Annotated in this window: 14 protein-coding genes; 4 read left to right on the top strand and 10 right to left on the bottom strand. The window is 39.1% G+C overall.

Annotation, left to right across the window (positions count from 1 at the left end):
* Positions 1 to 139: 139 nt before the first annotated feature.
* Positions 140 to 3,622, bottom strand: coding sequence for a hybrid sensor histidine kinase/response regulator (locus tag CXF85_RS04615; protein ID WP_101227358.1), 3,483 nt, complete (start codon positions 3,620 to 3,622; stop codon positions 140 to 142).
* A 350-nt stretch (positions 3,623 to 3,972) separates the two neighbouring features.
* Between CXF85_RS04615 and CXF85_RS04610 the strand changes: the two genes are divergently transcribed.
* The 4 genes from CXF85_RS04610 to CXF85_RS04595 all read left to right on the top strand — a co-directional run bounded on the left by CXF85_RS04610 (position 3,973) and on the right by CXF85_RS04595 (position 8,031).
* Positions 3,973 to 6,132, top strand: coding sequence for a TonB-dependent receptor (locus CXF85_RS04610; RefSeq protein WP_101227357.1), 2,160 nt, complete (start codon positions 3,973 to 3,975; stop codon positions 6,130 to 6,132).
* A 63-nt stretch (positions 6,133 to 6,195) separates the two neighbouring features.
* Positions 6,196 to 6,462: a hypothetical protein gene (locus CXF85_RS04605; protein WP_101227356.1), complete on the top strand. Its 267-nt coding sequence runs from the start codon at positions 6,196 to 6,198 to the stop codon at positions 6,460 to 6,462.
* A complete protein-coding gene (pnuC, locus tag CXF85_RS04600; RefSeq protein WP_101227355.1) occupies positions 6,462 to 7,106 on the top strand; it encodes a nicotinamide riboside transporter PnuC in 645 nt (214 codons plus the stop codon). The genes CXF85_RS04605 and pnuC overlap by 1 nt, the downstream gene beginning before the upstream one ends.
* Before the next feature lie 13 nt (positions 7,107 to 7,119).
* Positions 7,120 to 8,031, top strand: a complete 912-nt coding sequence (locus tag CXF85_RS04595; protein WP_101227354.1) for a phosphotransferase — start codon at positions 7,120 to 7,122, stop codon at positions 8,029 to 8,031.
* Positions 8,032 to 8,248: 217 nt separating this feature from the next.
* Here CXF85_RS04595 and CXF85_RS04590 read toward each other — a convergent pair whose 3' ends face one another.
* The 9 genes from CXF85_RS04590 to CXF85_RS04550 form a co-directional block, all read right to left on the bottom strand.
* Positions 8,249 to 8,671, bottom strand: a complete 423-nt coding sequence (locus CXF85_RS04590; RefSeq protein ID WP_101227353.1) for a F0F1 ATP synthase subunit epsilon — start codon at positions 8,669 to 8,671, stop codon at positions 8,249 to 8,251.
* 58 nt (positions 8,672 to 8,729) lie between these two features.
* The gene (gene atpD / locus CXF85_RS04585) at positions 8,730 to 10,115 is read right to left on the bottom strand and encodes a F0F1 ATP synthase subunit beta (protein WP_033080509.1); all 1,386 of its coding nucleotides are present in this window, start codon (positions 10,113 to 10,115) and stop codon (positions 8,730 to 8,732) included.
* Positions 10,116 to 10,216: 101 nt separating this feature from the next.
* Positions 10,217 to 11,080, bottom strand: a complete 864-nt coding sequence (gene atpG, locus CXF85_RS04580; protein WP_101227352.1) for a F0F1 ATP synthase subunit gamma — start codon at positions 11,078 to 11,080, stop codon at positions 10,217 to 10,219.
* A gap of 38 nt (positions 11,081 to 11,118) precedes the next feature.
* Positions 11,119 to 12,660 carry a F0F1 ATP synthase subunit alpha gene (gene atpA, locus CXF85_RS04575; RefSeq protein WP_101227351.1) on the bottom strand — a complete coding sequence of 514 codons (1,542 nt, stop codon included), beginning with the start codon at positions 12,658 to 12,660 and terminating at the stop codon, positions 11,119 to 11,121.
* A gap of 15 nt (positions 12,661 to 12,675) precedes the next feature.
* Positions 12,676 to 13,209, bottom strand: coding sequence for a F0F1 ATP synthase subunit delta (atpH, locus tag CXF85_RS04570; protein WP_101227350.1), 534 nt, complete (start codon positions 13,207 to 13,209; stop codon positions 12,676 to 12,678).
* 12 nt (positions 13,210 to 13,221) lie between these two features.
* On the bottom strand, positions 13,222 to 13,692 hold the full coding sequence (atpF, locus tag CXF85_RS04565) for a F0F1 ATP synthase subunit B (protein ID WP_101227349.1): 471 nt from the start codon (positions 13,690 to 13,692) through the stop codon (positions 13,222 to 13,224).
* A 47-nt stretch (positions 13,693 to 13,739) separates the two neighbouring features.
* Complete coding sequence (gene atpE / locus CXF85_RS04560; protein ID WP_011040932.1) at positions 13,740 to 13,976, bottom strand: F0F1 ATP synthase subunit C; 237 nt, start codon at positions 13,974 to 13,976, stop codon at positions 13,740 to 13,742.
* Positions 13,977 to 14,072: 96 nt separating this feature from the next.
* Positions 14,073 to 14,858: a F0F1 ATP synthase subunit A gene (atpB, locus tag CXF85_RS04555; protein WP_101227348.1), complete on the bottom strand. Its 786-nt coding sequence runs from the start codon at positions 14,856 to 14,858 to the stop codon at positions 14,073 to 14,075.
* Between the two features lie 43 nt (positions 14,859 to 14,901).
* On the bottom strand, positions 14,902 to 15,288 hold the full coding sequence (locus CXF85_RS04550; protein ID WP_101227347.1) for an ATP synthase subunit I: 387 nt from the start codon (positions 15,286 to 15,288) through the stop codon (positions 14,902 to 14,904).
* Positions 15,289 to 16,135 lie beyond the last annotated feature (847 nt).

Raw genomic sequence — 16,135 nt, 5'->3', positions numbered from 1 at the left:
TATGTTCGAATGAATGTAGAACACTAAAAGTAGTTAGAGTTCCCTAGTATATATAACATAGCTGGGTGCAAGGGCATTAAAAAAGCTGTTACATATTATGTAACAGCTTTTCACTCGCAATACGTTCTTTAAGGAAAACCTAGCTATAACCGACGTAATCAGCTTGAAGTTTCTTAGCAAGTGCTGCACTCATCATTGCTCGTAAAGCGGCTGGTTTAACAAGCTTTCTCATATAACCAACATCATAGCTTTTGGCCTTCTCCTCAATACCAGACTCAGTTGTCGCTGTTATTAATATTGCCGGTAATGAATGGTGACATTGGCTACGTAGATCTTTAATTAACGTTAAACCATCAACCTGCTTGATTTGCGGATCATCTGTTTGGCTATCTGTTCGGTAACCCAATTGATAATCGACCAACAATATATCAATTTCATTACTGTGGTTGGCAAACTCCGACAAGGCTGTTTCTCTAGAATCCGCCGCTAAGATATTACATTGCCATGCAGAAAGTAGCTCAACCATACCACTGAGTACATCAGGATCATTATCAATACATAAAACGGTAATATCTTTTAACGCCACAACAAAACCTGGGTTATTAACAATACGACTTTGTACTTGGGCTTCAACTTGCTCGACTTGCACAGAAAATTTACAACCTTGCATAGCCTTTGATTGCAAACTTAAGGTATGCCCTAATAACTGCGCCAAACTTTGCGTGATATTCAACCCTAAACCTAACCCCCTGCCTGCATGGTTATTTGGGGTATTAAGCTGGGTAAATTGCTCAAACACCAACACCTGCTTCTCAACTGGAATACCTGGGCCATTATCTAATATTTGAATGATTACTTGGTTATTAAATACGCGAGCGCCTAATAAAACCTTACCTGGACTGGCATATCTAAAGGCATTACCAACGAGATTTTGAATGATACGCCTTAGTAGGTGCCTATCTGATTTAACCCATACTTTACTCGCCACCAAACGAAATTCTACTGACTGCTCGATAGCAAGAGCCGCAAATTCTTGAGCTAAATCTTCAAATAAGTCATTAAGGGCGAAGACTTGAACATTGGCTTTTATATTGCCACTTTCTAAACGTGCAATTTCAGCTAAATCACCTAATAAATCATTCGCCGCTTTCAGGGAACGATCGATATTCTCTACTTGTCTTTGCTGAACCGTGGTTAAATTGCTTTGTTCTGATAATGCCGAAGTAAATAATCTCGCTGCTTCAAGTGGCTGCATCAAATCATGGCTACAAGCGTTTAAATACTGACTTTTCTTTAAATGTGCTTGCTCTGCTTTTTCATGTGCTTTCGCCAGCGCTTCATTAGTTTTGGCTAAAGTTAAGGTTCGTTCATAAACACGGGTTTCAAGATCAAGGTTTGCTTCTTTCAATACTTGTTCGGCCTGTCGATACGCGGTGATATCAGAAAACATCATAACAAAGCCACCACCGGGTAACGGATTACCTTCAATACGAATAGTTTGACCACTCGCTTGTTGGCGTTCTGAACTATGCGGGCTGCCTTTACGTAAAAAATCTAATCGACGATCGACCTGCGATTCAATATCACCGGAACCACACAAGCCACGTTGTACATTATGACGAATAAGCCCTGATATAGGACTGCCCACATACACCAACTCCGAGGGATACTCGAATAAGGCTAAGTATTTTTTATTCCAAGCAACTAAGCGCAACTCATCATCGACAATAGAAATGCCCTCGCTGGCATTTTCTATGGCACTCTGTAGTAAGTTTTGAGAAAATTCTTGTCGCTGACTCGAGGCATCTTCAACGAGTACCGCCAGCTCATCAAGGGCAATATCACGACCATCCAATGCAGAAGAGAGCACCAGTCGAGCGGAAGATGATCCCATAACCGTTGCTAGGGTGTTTTCGGTATGTTGCAGTAATTGCTGGTTATAAATAACATTGCCTAGCTCCTTTTTATCATGTGACGATAAAAAGCGACTAAAGTTGGTGCGCGCTTTTTCTAAACCAACAAAACGCGAAGCTAATAACTCTAACTCACGTACATCGAGCTGTCTTTTTTTCTCTACTTTTAATAGCTTAGGTGACTTCCATTCTAAAAACAAAGATGCTTGTACCCGTTCTTGTACACTTTGTCTGCTTATTTGAGACAAGGCCCACATCACAATAATATTAGCGCCTAAACTAAATAAAGTCGCTGTGGTTTTTACCGGTAAAAAGCCTTCAGCAAAAGGCGAGGCATATAAACCAAACTGAGGGAGAAAATTAAGCGTAAGCCACAGAATAAAGCCAACTAAAATCCCCCCATAAACCCCCACTAAACTGGCGCGACGCCAATAAAAGGCAGCGATTAGGGCTGGAGTTAATTGTGCGAAAGCGCCAAAGGCTACTTCACCTAATGAAGACAACGTATCAGGCGAAGCCATGATGAACACACCATAACCTAACAGAATAACAAACAACGCCAGTAGCTTTCTAATATTTAACAGCCGCTTGCGGAAATTGTCATAATCTGTTTGTGCTACTTTTTGACGACGATAAAGTAGTGGGAAAACAATTTCATTACTCAGCATGGTACTTAATGCAATGGCAGAAATAATAACCATAGAGCTTGCCGCAGAGACTGCACCTAAAAAGGCAAACAGGGTCAACCACGTTTGTTCGGTAACATCAGGGAGAAACAGTACGTAAGTATCCGATGGTACGGTATTACCAAGCAACATTTGACCAGCCAAACCCAGAGGCGCAGCAAAAAAGGCAAAAACTAAGAGATATAACGGGAATACTCGACGACTCAGCCAAGTATCTTTTTGATCTTTAAGCTCAACGACCATTACTTGAAATTGTCTCGGCAAAGACAGGAACGCCGCCATAACAATCACGAGCATGGCAAACATTGACGTTACATTGTCTACCGTCAGTTGCTGCTCTAATAATTCATTAGCATTAGCTTGTTGCCAGATATCTGCTGGTGAATCATACAATACAAAACAAACAAAAATACCTACCGCTAAAAAAGCAAATAACTTCACTAATGATTCAAAGGCGATAGCTAGCATGACACCTGGATGACGCTCAGTAACATCAATGTGCCTAATCCCAAATAAGACAGTAAACACAGCTAAAACGAGACTGACAACTAAACCTATGTGCCAGCTATTTAAGCTTTGATCCATTTGAAGTTGCTGAAAAGAATACACCATTGCTTTCAGCTGTAATGCGATATAAGGCATGGTACCTACTAGCGCAACGATGGTGACCATAATAGCGAGATTGTGTGATTTACCAAACCTAGCTGCCAGTAAGTCAGCAATTGAAGTTAAATGAAGTTTTAAGCTAACGCGGATAATGCGTTGGATAAATGGCCATGCAAAAACAAAGAGTAAAATGGGACCTAAATAAATAGGTAGGTGCGACAGTAAACTGGTTGATGCTTGCCCTGTCGTGCCTAAGAAACTCCAAGAGGTACAGTAAACACCTAAGGTAAGCGCATAAATAATGCTCTGCCCTTTCTTCGCCAACTGATGTCTATATCGGTCACCCAAAAACGCAATTAGAAATAACAAGCCAATATAGGCCAAACTTAACAGCACTAATTGCCAATTAGGAAACATAAATACTCACTACTTTAATTCTTATAAGGAAATCAACACAATGTTGATTAAACAATATACCTAAGCTACTCAACAATAGTAAGATTATCGTGAAATTATTTGCTAGAATAGTGTCAAACCAAGGGGTGCGCTGTCATTTATATGATTTGCCGCTGAGATACATACTCTTTGAACCTGGGCAGGAAGTTATCTTTAATAATTTTCTGGCATAGGGATGGTTATAGATAAAATTACTATCAAGAGCATTAATTAATTGACCACTTAGCAATAAATTAGTGCCACTGGTGTAACATTCATCAAAATTATCCTACTTGTACACGCCCCTACTTTTATTTTTTTGATGAGATTTTATGACGTTCTCCAAATCCGCTATCTGTTTAGCGATCACTACAAGTATCTTTAACGTTTCCGCTTTTGCTGAAGAGCAAGTGAGTAATGGCACTAGCAATACTGACCACATTGAAACCATCACGGTTAACAGTGACTTTCGCCAGCAGAACTTACAAAATGCCCCTGTGTCGATGTCTGTATTAACCGATATCGAAATTAAGCAGCGTAATGCTAAACATCTAGAAGAGTTAATTGCAGTAAGCCCTAATGTTAACTTTGCTAGTGGCTCTCAACGTGCGCGTTATTATCAAATTCGTGGTATTGGTGAACGCAGTCAGTTCCAAGAGCCAATTAATCCGTCAGTAGGCATGATTATTGATGACGTCGATTTTACCGGTATCGGTAGTATTGCTTCACTTTTTGATGTTAAACAAGCAGAAGTATTTCGTGGTCCACAAGGTACCCGTTTTGGCGCCAATGCTATAGCTGGTATGATAAACATTACCACTAATGAGCCAACCGAAGACTTTGAGGGCGCATTAGAGTTTGGTGTTAGCAATTATAATACCTATGATTTAGGGGTCGCTTTATCTGGCCCTGCCAGCGACTCGGTAAATTACCGTTTAGCCGTTAATCAAAGCAACAGTGATGGCTATATAGAAAATATCCATTTACAGCGTGATGATACTAACAATCGAGATGAATTAAGCATACGCGGAAAATTAGCTATTGAAGCAAGTAATGATCTTACTATTGACCTTGCAGGTTTCTATTTTGATTTCGACAATGGCTACGATGCATATTCTTTAGATAATACTCGAGAGACATACTCCGACGAACCAGGTTTTGACCAACAAAAAACGGCAGCCTTCTCGGCCAAGTTTACTTACCAAGGCTTTGACAGTGCTACTGTTCTTGCTATTGTTAGCAATGCCGACTCAGATTTAGCCTATGGCTATGATGAAGATTGGGCTTACGTCGGCATATCCGACCCTGACGTTATCGAAAATCCTGATTATGCCTACTGGGAATACACATCTACCGATCATTATTATCGCGATAAAGCAGTATTAACAACTGAATTACGTGTGATATCTAATGAAGGTCAAGAAATTTTCAATGGAACTACCTCATGGGTTACCGGAATCTTCTTTAAACAAGACGACGAAGACCTTTTACGCCAATACACCTATGCAGAGAGTGACTTTACTTCCGTTAACAAAAGCACAAGTATTGCCGTATACGGACAACTTAATTCTAAGTTAAATGAACGTTGGTCATTAACTTCAGGCTTACGTATTGAAAACCGTAGTGCTGAATATACCAATTCAAATCTTTTTGATGACGATATTTCTGACACTATGTTTGGTGGTAAATTAGTTCTTAGTTACCAGCAGACTGATGATAGCTTTTGGTATGGCTCAATCAACCGAGGCTATAAGGCAGGCGGGCATAATACCGATGGTACTTTACCAGCTGATTTGCGTAGCTTTGAGCCTGAGTATTTATTGAATTATGAACTTGGTTATAAAGTGTCATTACTTGATAATAGTGCTTATGTACGTAGTTCTGTGTTTTATATGGATCGTGAAGATGTACAAGTTAAAAGCTCTAAAACAATTGTTCGTGATGATGGCAGTGCTGAATTTATTAGCTATTTAGGTAATGCAGCAACCGGTAGTAATTATGGTGCTGAAATTGAAGCTGCCTGGCAGTTAAATGATGCCGTTAATATTTATGGTTCATTAGGTTTACTTAAAACTGAATTTAATGATTTTATTGATGCTGATGGTCATTCCTTAACAGGCGAAGAACAGGCACATGCGCCAAGTTATCAATTTAATGTAGGGATAAATTATCAACCAACTGACCAATGGTTATTTAATATCTCTGTTGATGGTAAAGATGAATTTTATTTCTCGGATACTCGCTATTATGATGGCCAACCAATTCCGGAAGATGATATCAAATCAGAAGCGGTGGCATTGTTAAATGCTTCTATCAGTTATTTACAAGATAATTGGCAGCTTAAAGTATGGGGTCGTAACCTGGCTAACAAAGATTACGCCAACCGAGGCTTTTACTTTGGTAATGACCCACGTGATGGTTATACCCCAAAACAGTACACTCAGCTATCTGAACCATTAGTATTTGGTGCAAGTTTAGACTATCAATTTTAATCACTGCTTAAATTAGATTCGGAGGAGTTCGTACCTCTTCCGAACAGACTAGAAAGGTACATTATGAAAATATCCATTGAGCTGAGCTTTTATCCGCTAGCAGAAGAACAGTACAAAACTGAAATTTGGGCCTTTATAAAAAGACTTAGAGCTGTAGAAGGCTTACAAGTAATAACTAATGGCATGAGCACGCAAGTATTCGGCGATTATGACCTAGCAGTTAGTCATGTAATGGCTGAAATCAAGCATGTTCATCAAACAACTGGTGCTGCTGTATTTGTCTGTAAGTTTATTAATGGTGATCGTTCACAAGTTGAAGCGGAAACCTAATGTCAGAAGTTTTAAACAGTGTACTGGTCTACTTCCAACAACTACCATGGCTTGAACTCATTGCTATGCTGCTGTCACTGGCCTATGTGATTTTAGCAGCTAAAGGCTCGTTATGGTGTTGGCCGGCTGCATTCATTAGTACAGCGCTGTACACGTTTATTTTTTATGATGTTTTACTGTTAATGGACAGCGCTTTAAATGCTTATTATCTGCTTATGGCGGTTTATGGTTACTGGCAGTGGTCTAAAAAAACAGATAAAAGTCATAAGAGTACTTCGGAACTAACTGTAGTTAGCTGGCAGCTTAATTGGCACGTAAAAGTATGTTTGGCTTTAGCATTACTTGTCCTTGGTTTAGGTTATCTTATGGATAACTTTACCCCTGCTCACTTCCCTTATTTAGACACATTTACCACCGTTTATGCGGTATTTGCTACCTATCTTGTTGCACAGAGAGTACTAGAAAATTGGCTGTATTGGATTGTGATTGATCTAGCTTCTATCTATTTGTATATTGAGAAAGGCTTAATACCAACCACAGTCTTATTCGTCGTCTTTGTGATTGTAGCTTGCTATGGTTATGTTAAGTGGTTAAAAGTATATAAGAAAGCATCGCTTAACCTACAACCCTCTACTATTAATTAAGCTGTGAAGCTCAATGACACTTATTCAATCAGACCTTAACTCACTTAAATCTCTACCTTGCTTCAATGGCATTGTAGAGGTTCGTTTGTTGACAGATGGCATGAGCCATACCTGCGTCAAAGTAATCACAGTTGAACAAGACTTTTTAGCAAAGAAACTTAATAAAGACACGGCTAATACAGAAGTATTTAGTGCACTTACCTGCTCTGCTAGTGGATTGAGCCCTACCGTTATTTATCATGATACTGAATGGTTAGTGACTGTATTTATTACTGGTACTTCGCTAGCAAAGTCAGAACTACAGAGTAGTTCACAAATATCAACCGCACTTACGCTCATGGCAAGAATACATCTGTTAGAGCCTCCACAGAATAATCAGTCATTTCCTACTTTAGACACGGCTAAGTCTGTTAATCGCTTATTCACTAATCCAGCGTCGTTTAACAAGCATGAAAGGCTTAATTTGATAAGTGTAACAGAGACGCTAACTAATGATATTAACGCTCAAATAGCTCACTGTGATATCCCTAACGTGGTTTGCCACGGTGATCTCAATTTCACTAATATCCTCATCGATAATAGCCAAAATCCTTGGTTAATAGATTTCGAATGTACCCATTTGGCACCTGTGGAATTTGACTTAGCGATGTTTACTGCGGTTAATAACATACTCCCTAATCAACTAAGTAAAGTAGTAAGTGTTTATAGTACATTAGCTCCAAGTTACCGTGTAGATTATAAACTACTGAATTATTATGTTCTCTATAGCTACTTCATTAATGGTTTATGGTATTTAGATAATATCAATGATCCAAAAGCTGATTGCGATTTTCGGACGCTGGCTATTGAGCAATGGTCCGCATTCGATAGCTACGCGATTAAGCAAGTAGTAGACTTCCCCAAACTACTACCGATAATATATTAGTAATTATCTAACTTATTTCTATAAAGCTTTTCCTACACTTAGATTAATAATATTCCAGACACAAAAAAGCCGCTGTACTTAAATAGTAAAGCGGCTTTCTAATTCTGTTCTGTGTTCACTTCTTAACTCTTTTCACTTATCTTCTTAAAGAAAAGTAAAACAAAGCTCAGAAATCACTAGACCTGTTGGTATAACTCGTTACTAAAATAGCGAGTTATTAAGCTTTCTTGCTAGTCGCTTGGATAACGCGTAATTGCGCTTCCGCACGAGCTAATTCAGCAGAAACAGCTGCATAGTCAACATCAACGCCATTGGCGTTCATGTTTGCTTCTGCACGTTGTTTCGCTTCAAGAGCTGCTTGCTCATCCAAGTCCGCAGCACGCGTAGCAACATCTGCTAACACGATAACGTTATTTGGTTGAACTTCTAACATACCACCAGAAAGATAGATTACTTCTTCAGTACCATCGTCCTTGGTGATTAATGCCATACCAGGTTTTAGTGAGGTCAGTAAAGGTGCGTGACCAGGCATAATGCCTAACTCACCTTCACTACCTGTGATCTGTAATGATTTAATGCTACCAGAAAATAAGCTTTCTTCTGCACTTACTACATTAAGATTAACAGTTAATAATGCCATTTGACTCGACCTCTATTACTGTAAGCACTTACGCAAAGCATAAGTGCTTACTAGTTGATTACATCTTAGCAGCTTTCTCGATAGCTTCTTCGATACCACCAACCATGTAGAACGCTTGCTCAGGCATATCATCGTATTCACCAGCTAAAATGCCTTTAAAACCAGCAATGGTGTCTTTTAATGATACATATTTACCTGGCGAACCAGTAAATACTTCAGCAACGAAGAACGGCTGAGATAAGTAACGCTGTATTTTACGTGCACGGAATACAGTTTGCTTATCTTCTTCAGATAACTCATCCATACCTAAGATGGCGATGATATCTTTAAGTTCTTTGTAACGTTGTAATACAGTTTGAACGCCACGAGCAGTTTCATAATGTTCAGTACCAACTACTAATGGATCTAGTTGACGTGAAGATGAATCTAGTGGGTCAATCGCAGGGTAAATACCTTGCGAAGCAATATCACGACTTAATACAACAGTTGCATCTAAGTGAGCAAAAGTAGTTGCAGGGCTCGGATCCGTCAAATCATCTGCTGGTACGTATACCGCTTGAATTGAAGTGATTGAACCTTTGTTTGTTGAAGTAATACGTTCTTGTAATATACCCATTTCTTCAGCAAGCGTTGGTTGGTAACCAACAGCTGACGGCATACGACCAAGTAGTGCTGATACTTCAGTACCTGCAAGTGTATAACGGTAAATGTTATCTACGAAGAATAATACGTCACGACCTTCGTCACGGAATTTTTCAGCCATAGTTAAACCAGTAAAGGCAACACGTAAACGGTTTCCTGGAGGCTCGTTCATTTGACCGTATACTAACGATACTTTATCAAGTACGTTAGAATCGTTCATTTCGTGATAGAAATCGTTACCTTCACGTGTACGCTCACCAACACCAGCGAATACTGAGTATCCACTATGTTCGATAGCGATGTTACGGATAAGTTCCATCATGTTTACTGTTTTACCAACACCAGCACCACCGAAAAGACCAACTTTACCACCCTTAGCGAATGGACAAACTAAATCGATTACTTTGATACCAGTCTCTAACAATTCGTTAGACATTGATTGTTCAGCATAAGCAGGTGCTTCACGGTGAATAGACCAACGGTCTTTTTCGCCAATAGGACCAGCTTCGTCAATTGGTTCGCCAAGTACGTTCATGATGCGACCTAAAGTCTCAACACCAACAGGTACTTGGATACCTTGACCTGTATTTTCTACATTCAGTCCACGACGCAAACCGTCTGAAGAACCCATTGCGATAGTACGTACAACGCCGCCACCAAGCTGCTGTTGAACTTCAAGTACTAAACCTTCAAGGTCACCTTCAGTTACTTTTACTGCGTCATATACCTGAGGTACGGCATCTTGTGGAAATTCAACATCCACAACTGCGCCAATTATTTGGACGACTTTACCTGTACTCATGTTTATTCCTCTTAATTTAAGTTAGCTAAGCTTCGCTATAGCTAACTTTTGTTAAATTACGAAAATTGTTATCAGATTAATTCGTTACCGAACTAGTCTATTTACCCTACCGCAGCTGCACCAGCAACAATCTCACCCAATTCTTGAGTGATTGCCGCTTGACGCGCTTTGTTGTATACCAATTGTAGGTCGTCGATTAAGTCACCAGCATTATCTGTTGCGGCTTTCATCGAAACCATACGAGATGCTTGTTCACAAGCAATGTTTTCAACAACACCTTGGTATACTTGAGATTCAATATAACGAACTAACAATTGGTCTAACAAAGAGTTAGCATCCGGTTCGTAAATATAATCCCAACGATGACTAATTGCTTCGTCATCTGATTTAGGTAAAGGTAACAATTGATCAATTGTTGGCTCTTGCGTCATAGTATTAACAAATTTGTTATACACAACGTGTAGCCTATCAATTTCACCGTTATCATAAGCTTTAAGCATTACCGCTACACTACCAACTAAGTCAGTTAGTGAAGGAGCATCACCTAAGCCCGATATCTCTGCAGATACTTTAGCGCCCATATTGTTGAAAAATGATGCGGCTTTTGAGCCAATCACACAAAATTCAACTTCAGCACCTGATGTTTGCTTTTCAGCAGCATCAGCAAGTACTTTCTTAAATAAATTAATATTTAAGCCACCACATAGACCACGGTCACTTGAGACAACAATGTAGCCAACACGCTTAGCTTCACGTTCTTCCATATAAGGATGACGATATTCTAAGTTACCAAGCGCGATATGACCGATCACATTTCGTATATTTGTCGCATATGGACGAGAGGCTGCCATGCCATCTTGCGCTTTGCGCATCTTACTAGCGGCAACCATTTCCATAGCGCTTGTGATCTTTTGAGTGCCTTTAACACTCGCAATCTTGGTTTTTATTTCTTTACCAACGGCCATGACTCTTCTCCGAAAACGTTACTTAATTAAAGACTCGATTACCAAGATTGAGTTGACTTGAATAACTCAAGTGCTTTGTTCAAATTGGCTTCAATATCTTTACTGTAGTCACCCTTTTCGTTGATAGTAGCCATCAACTCAGCATGCTCATTGTTTACATAAGTATGTAATGCCGCTTCACAATCAACAATTTTGTTGATTGCAACGTCAGTTAAATAGCCTTTTTCTGCGGCAAATAATGACACTGCTGTTTCAGCGATTGACAATGGGCTGTATTGCTTTTGCTTCATCAATTCAGTTACGCGTTGACCATGTTCTAATTGAGCACGAGTCGCGTCATCTAAATCTGATGCAAATTGAGCAAATGCTGCTAATTCTGCATATTGGGCTAGAGCTAAACGAATACCGCCACCAAGTTTCTTGATGATCTTCGTTTGCGCAGCACCACCAACACGAGAAACTGAAATACCAGCGTTAACTGCAGGACGGATGCCTGAGTTAAATAGGTTAGATTCTAAGAAGATCTGACCATCGGTAATTGAGATTACGTTTGTTGGTACGAAAGCTGATACATCACCCGCTTGCGTTTCAATAATTGGTAATGCAGTTAAAGAACCTGTTTTACCTTTAACTTCACCTTTCGTGAATTTTTCAACGTATGCTTCGTTTACACGAGCAGCACGTTCTAATAAACGACTATGAAGATAGAAAACATCACCTGGGTATGCTTCACGGCCTGGCGGACGACGTAAAAGTAATGAAATTTGACGGTAAGCAACTGCTTGCTTAGACAAATCATCATATACGATTAGTGCATCTTCACCGCGGTCACGGAAGTATTCACCCATAGAACAACCAGCGTATGGTGCTAAGTATTGTAATGCTGCAGCTTCAGAAGCCGATGCAACAACTACGATAGTGTTTGATAACGCGCCATGCTCTTCTAAGTTACGAACAAGGTTCGCTACAGTAGAAGCTTTCTGACCGATAGCAACATAAACACACTTAATACCAGTGTCTTTTTGGTTGATGATAGCGTCAACTGCAATCGCTGATTTACCGATTTGACGGTCACCAATGATTAATTCACGCTGGCCACGACCAATTGGAATCATAGAGTCAATAGACTTAATACCAGTTTGAACTGGTTGGTCTACTGATTTACGTTCGATTACACCTGGTGCAACAACTTCTACAGGAGAGAAGCCATCGTTATCAACTGGGCCTTTGCCATCAATTGGTTCACCAAGAGTGTTTACAACGCGGCCTAATAAACCACGTCCTACTGGTACTTCTAAAATACGACCAGTACCTTTAACTTTTTGGCCTTCCGCTAAATCAGCGTAAGGACCCATTACTACCGCACCTACCGAATCACGGTCAAGGTTTAACGCGATAGCAAAACGGCCACCAGGAAGTTCGATCATTTCACCTTGCATTACATCGGCAAGGCCATTAATACGAATGATACCATCTGTTACAGAAACGATAGTACCTTCGTTACGAGCTTCGCTGACAACGGCGAACTGTTCAATTCTATTCTTGATCAGTTCAGCGATTTCAGTGGAATTCAGTTGCATGCTCTGTTCCCTTATCTAAGATTGTAGTGTTGTTGCTAAGCGGTTCAGTTTACCTTTGATAGAACCATCTATTACCATGTCACCAGCTTTAATTACTAAACCGGAAACGATACTCGCATCAACAAAACAATTAAGCTTTACTTTACGTGCCAAGCGCTTTTCAAGCGCGGCGCTTAATGTTATTTTTTGCTCTGCAGTTACTTCTACAGCAGAGGTTACATCCACAGAAACTTCTTGATCAAAATCAGCTTTTAACGCTATAAATTGTTCAAGAACCTGTGGTAGCACCAACAAACGTTCGTTACTTGCCATCACTTTTAAAAAGTTTTGACATTTGCTATCTACTTGTTCACCGCAAACATTTAAAAATAATGTTTGTGCTTGCTCTGCTGAAGCTCCGCCAGAGATATAACCTTTAACAGTTGTATCTTTGGCTACTTCAGCTGCAAATGTCAGCTGGGTTAACCAGCTATCAATTGCTTTAGCTTCAACAGCAAAATCGAACGCTGCTTTAGCGTAAGGACGAGCGACAGTTGTCAATTCAGACATAGCTCTTTCCTCTTAAAGTTCAGCGACGAGTTTATCTAAGATGTCGCTGTGTGCAGCGGCATCAATTGAACGCTCAAGAATTTTCTCGGCACCGGCAACAGCAAGAATAGCGACTTCTTTGCGCAAATCTTCTCTAGCTCGGTTACGTTCTGTTTCTATTTCCGCATGACCAGTAGCTAAGATTCTATCTTTCTCAACTTGTGCTTTACCGGCTGTTTCTTCAACAATTTTAGCTTCAAGTTTTTTAGCAGCATCAACAATAGATGCAGCTTGAACTTTAGCGTCTTTAAGCTGAGTTTTCGCTTTCTCTTGAGCAAGCTCAAGATCTTTCGCAGCACGGTCTGAAGCAGCAAGACCGTCAGCAATAATTGCTTGACGTTCTTCTATAGCACCAATAATTGGTGGCCATACATACTTCATACAGAATATTACAAATACGACAAACGCAATTAATTGGCCAACTAGGGTCATATTAATATCCATTGTGCGTACCTCCTATCAATTATTCGTTTAAAAAAAAAGTGGTAAAATTAACCAATTTTAACGAATAAGATGTATAAACCAATAGCAACACCGATCATAGCGATAGCATCGATTAGACCAGCTACGATGAACATTTTAACTTGTAGTTGTGGTGCTAGTTCAGGTTGACGAGCAGCAGATTCTAAGAATTTACCACCTAAAAGACCAAAACCAATAGCAGTACCAAGAGCACCCAAACCAATTAGTAAAGCCGCTGCAATATACATTAAGCCAAAGTTTTCCATTTTTATCTCCGATTGTTTAAAGTTAAAGTTTAAAGATTTCTTTTTTGATGAAGAAAGTTATTTACCTATTTAGGTTAGTAACTTTCTTCGACAAATTTAGTGATCTTCATGCGCTAAACTAAGGTATACGATAGTTAACATCATGAAAATAAACGCTTGTAATGGGATTACCAACAAATGGAAGGCTGCCCATAAAAAGTGTACTGGTAATTGGAATAAACCAATTGTTGCGATAAGTAAGAAGATCAACTCACCTGCATATAAGTTACCGAATAAACGTAAAGCTAGTGATAAAGGACGCGCTAGCATAGTTACCGTTTCAAGGATAAAGTTTACTGGGTATAAAGACCAGTGACCAAAAGGTTGTGTAGTAAGCTCTTTCATGAAGCCACCAACACCTTTCACTTTGATTGAATAGAAAATAATTAAGATAAATACACCTAACGCAAGACCAAAAGTGATGTTTGGATCAGCTGTTGGTACCGGCTTCATGTAGATATCACCTAAAGGCATACCTGTAGCCCAATGAATTAAATGTGGTAAAAGGTCAACTGGAACCCAATCCATAGAGTTCATCAATAGAACCCATACGAAAATAGTTAAGCTTAGTGGTGCAATTAACTCGTTTTTACCATGGAAAGTGCTTTTAACACTATCATCAACAAAACCTACTACCATTTCAACTGCACATTGCAATTTACCCGGCACACCAGGAGTCGCTTTTTTAGCAACGGAACGGAAGATCGTTAAAAATACTAAACCCAAGAATACAGACCATCCTAATGAATCTAGATGAACGGCCATAAAACCGTCACCTACCTTCAAATTAGCTAGATGGTGAGTAATATATTCTTGGCTGGTTAACTCAGCGCCTGATGACATATTAATTTCCCAATAATTAAAGTTTAAAAAATAAAAAAGTAAATTACCGCTGCTGCTTAATAATAAACGGAGTTATTATTGGCAGAGCCATAACTAAACAAAACATACTAAAAAATGGTAACGGGCTTATCACCACAAACTTAACGGTTATACCAAGAAGTAACGCCATTAATGCCATTTTAAGTTTCACGCCACTAAAGAATGATTCTACAACCAACTTTGACGACCTCGCACCAGCATATCTAAATGCTTTATATGCGAATAGTAGATTAGGGATTATCCCAATCGCGCTGCCTAACACAGCTGATTTGGCGGATTCAAATCCCCAAATAAAATATATTATCAGTGAACAAATGAGGGTAATTACAGTAACTAAAGCAATTTGATTGTAGGCAAATTTTCGCCCTGGCTTTGTTAATTCATTTCTCATAGTTTTTTTTGTTTCTTATACGAGATAATTCGTACGACACACTGATTTTTTAAAGTAAAAACTTTAAGTCTAAAAAGTTTGCGCAAGTATACTTAACTTGTCTTTTTTTGCAAGATATAAGGGCGTTACACGCACTATATTTGTGCGAATATTTCATATTCACCGAAGAAATAGTAATTTGTATTAATAGAATTTAATAGATACAACATAAGCCTCGTAGAAGTAAATTTAGCGATTAAAACTAGTTAATAATGTATTAGCCTTAATTGATATTTTTTAGCCTTAAAATCTATCCATAGCAAACACATGGCTAATTACAAAAAATAACAACTTTGTGTCTTGCTTATCTCAAATAAATAGCCTTTTAAACTCATCAATTTCTACAGCGCACTATTATTAGCCTCTATAGATGAATTTAATACGACATGACTAGATAATCTATTAACGAAAAACGTAGAAATTACATTATCAAATAAAAACAATGTACATTTTTCTGTTATAACGCCTTAATCATTTAAACGGGAATGTTCTTAAGTACAAATAAATTTGGCGAAGTGGATTCCTGTTATCTGAAAGAAACGCCACTAATCCTTGCCTGTATTTACTCTGCAGCTACAAATATCTATATTCATAACAACATCAAACTCAAAACAGGCTTCTCTAAATACAAACAAGCAATTTCATACTCTCACACGGTCTTTGCTAACATCAGTCACACAACCTCCGGCACAACTTCGTTTCACTTCTAAAGCACAGTGACAAAGAAGACGATTATAATTAAGTGGGTCCTCAATAGGTAGGCGGCTTATTTTGCAAAGAAAGTATTCCCGCTTTTACTAAACGTCAA

Origin of the sequence: Colwellia sp. 75C3, from assembly GCF_002836255.1 — a bacterium.
Taxonomy (GTDB): domain Bacteria; phylum Pseudomonadota; class Gammaproteobacteria; order Enterobacterales; family Alteromonadaceae; genus Colwellia.
Note: the sequence above shows the minus strand (reverse complement) of the source record. Positions and strands in the feature narration are given on the sequence as shown.

Bases quoted from the DNA above. Each gene is read 5' to 3' on its own strand.
- CXF85_RS04595 (WP_101227354.1), top strand. From the start codon at position 7,120: ATGACACTTATTCAATCAGACCTTAACTCACTTAAATCTCTACCTTGC.
- atpD (WP_033080509.1), bottom strand. From the start codon at position 10,115: ATGAGTACAGGTAAAGTCGTCCAAATAATTGGCGCAGTTGTGGATGTT.
- CXF85_RS04550 (WP_101227347.1), bottom strand. From the start codon at position 15,288: ATGAGAAATGAATTAACAAAGCCAGGGCGAAAATTTGCCTACAATCAA.
- atpE (WP_011040932.1), bottom strand. From the start codon at position 13,976: ATGGAAAACTTTGGCTTAATGTATATTGCAGCGGCTTTACTAATTGGT.
- CXF85_RS04615 (WP_101227358.1), bottom strand. From the start codon at position 3,622: ATGTTTCCTAATTGGCAATTAGTGCTGTTAAGTTTGGCCTATATTGGC.
- CXF85_RS04610 (WP_101227357.1), top strand. From the start codon at position 3,973: ATGACGTTCTCCAAATCCGCTATCTGTTTAGCGATCACTACAAGTATC.
- atpA (WP_101227351.1), bottom strand. From the start codon at position 12,660: ATGCAACTGAATTCCACTGAAATCGCTGAACTGATCAAGAATAGAATT.
- atpB (WP_101227348.1), bottom strand. From the start codon at position 14,858: ATGTCATCAGGCGCTGAGTTAACCAGCCAAGAATATATTACTCACCAT.
- CXF85_RS04590 (WP_101227353.1), bottom strand. From the start codon at position 8,671: ATGGCATTATTAACTGTTAATCTTAATGTAGTAAGTGCAGAAGAAAGC.
- atpG (WP_101227352.1), bottom strand. From the start codon at position 11,080: ATGGCCGTTGGTAAAGAAATAAAAACCAAGATTGCGAGTGTTAAAGGC.
- atpF (WP_101227349.1), bottom strand. From the start codon at position 13,692: ATGGATATTAATATGACCCTAGTTGGCCAATTAATTGCGTTTGTCGTA.
- atpH (WP_101227350.1), bottom strand. From the start codon at position 13,209: ATGTCTGAATTGACAACTGTCGCTCGTCCTTACGCTAAAGCAGCGTTC.
- CXF85_RS04605 (WP_101227356.1), top strand. From the start codon at position 6,196: ATGAAAATATCCATTGAGCTGAGCTTTTATCCGCTAGCAGAAGAACAG.
- pnuC (WP_101227355.1), top strand. From the start codon at position 6,462: ATGTCAGAAGTTTTAAACAGTGTACTGGTCTACTTCCAACAACTACCA.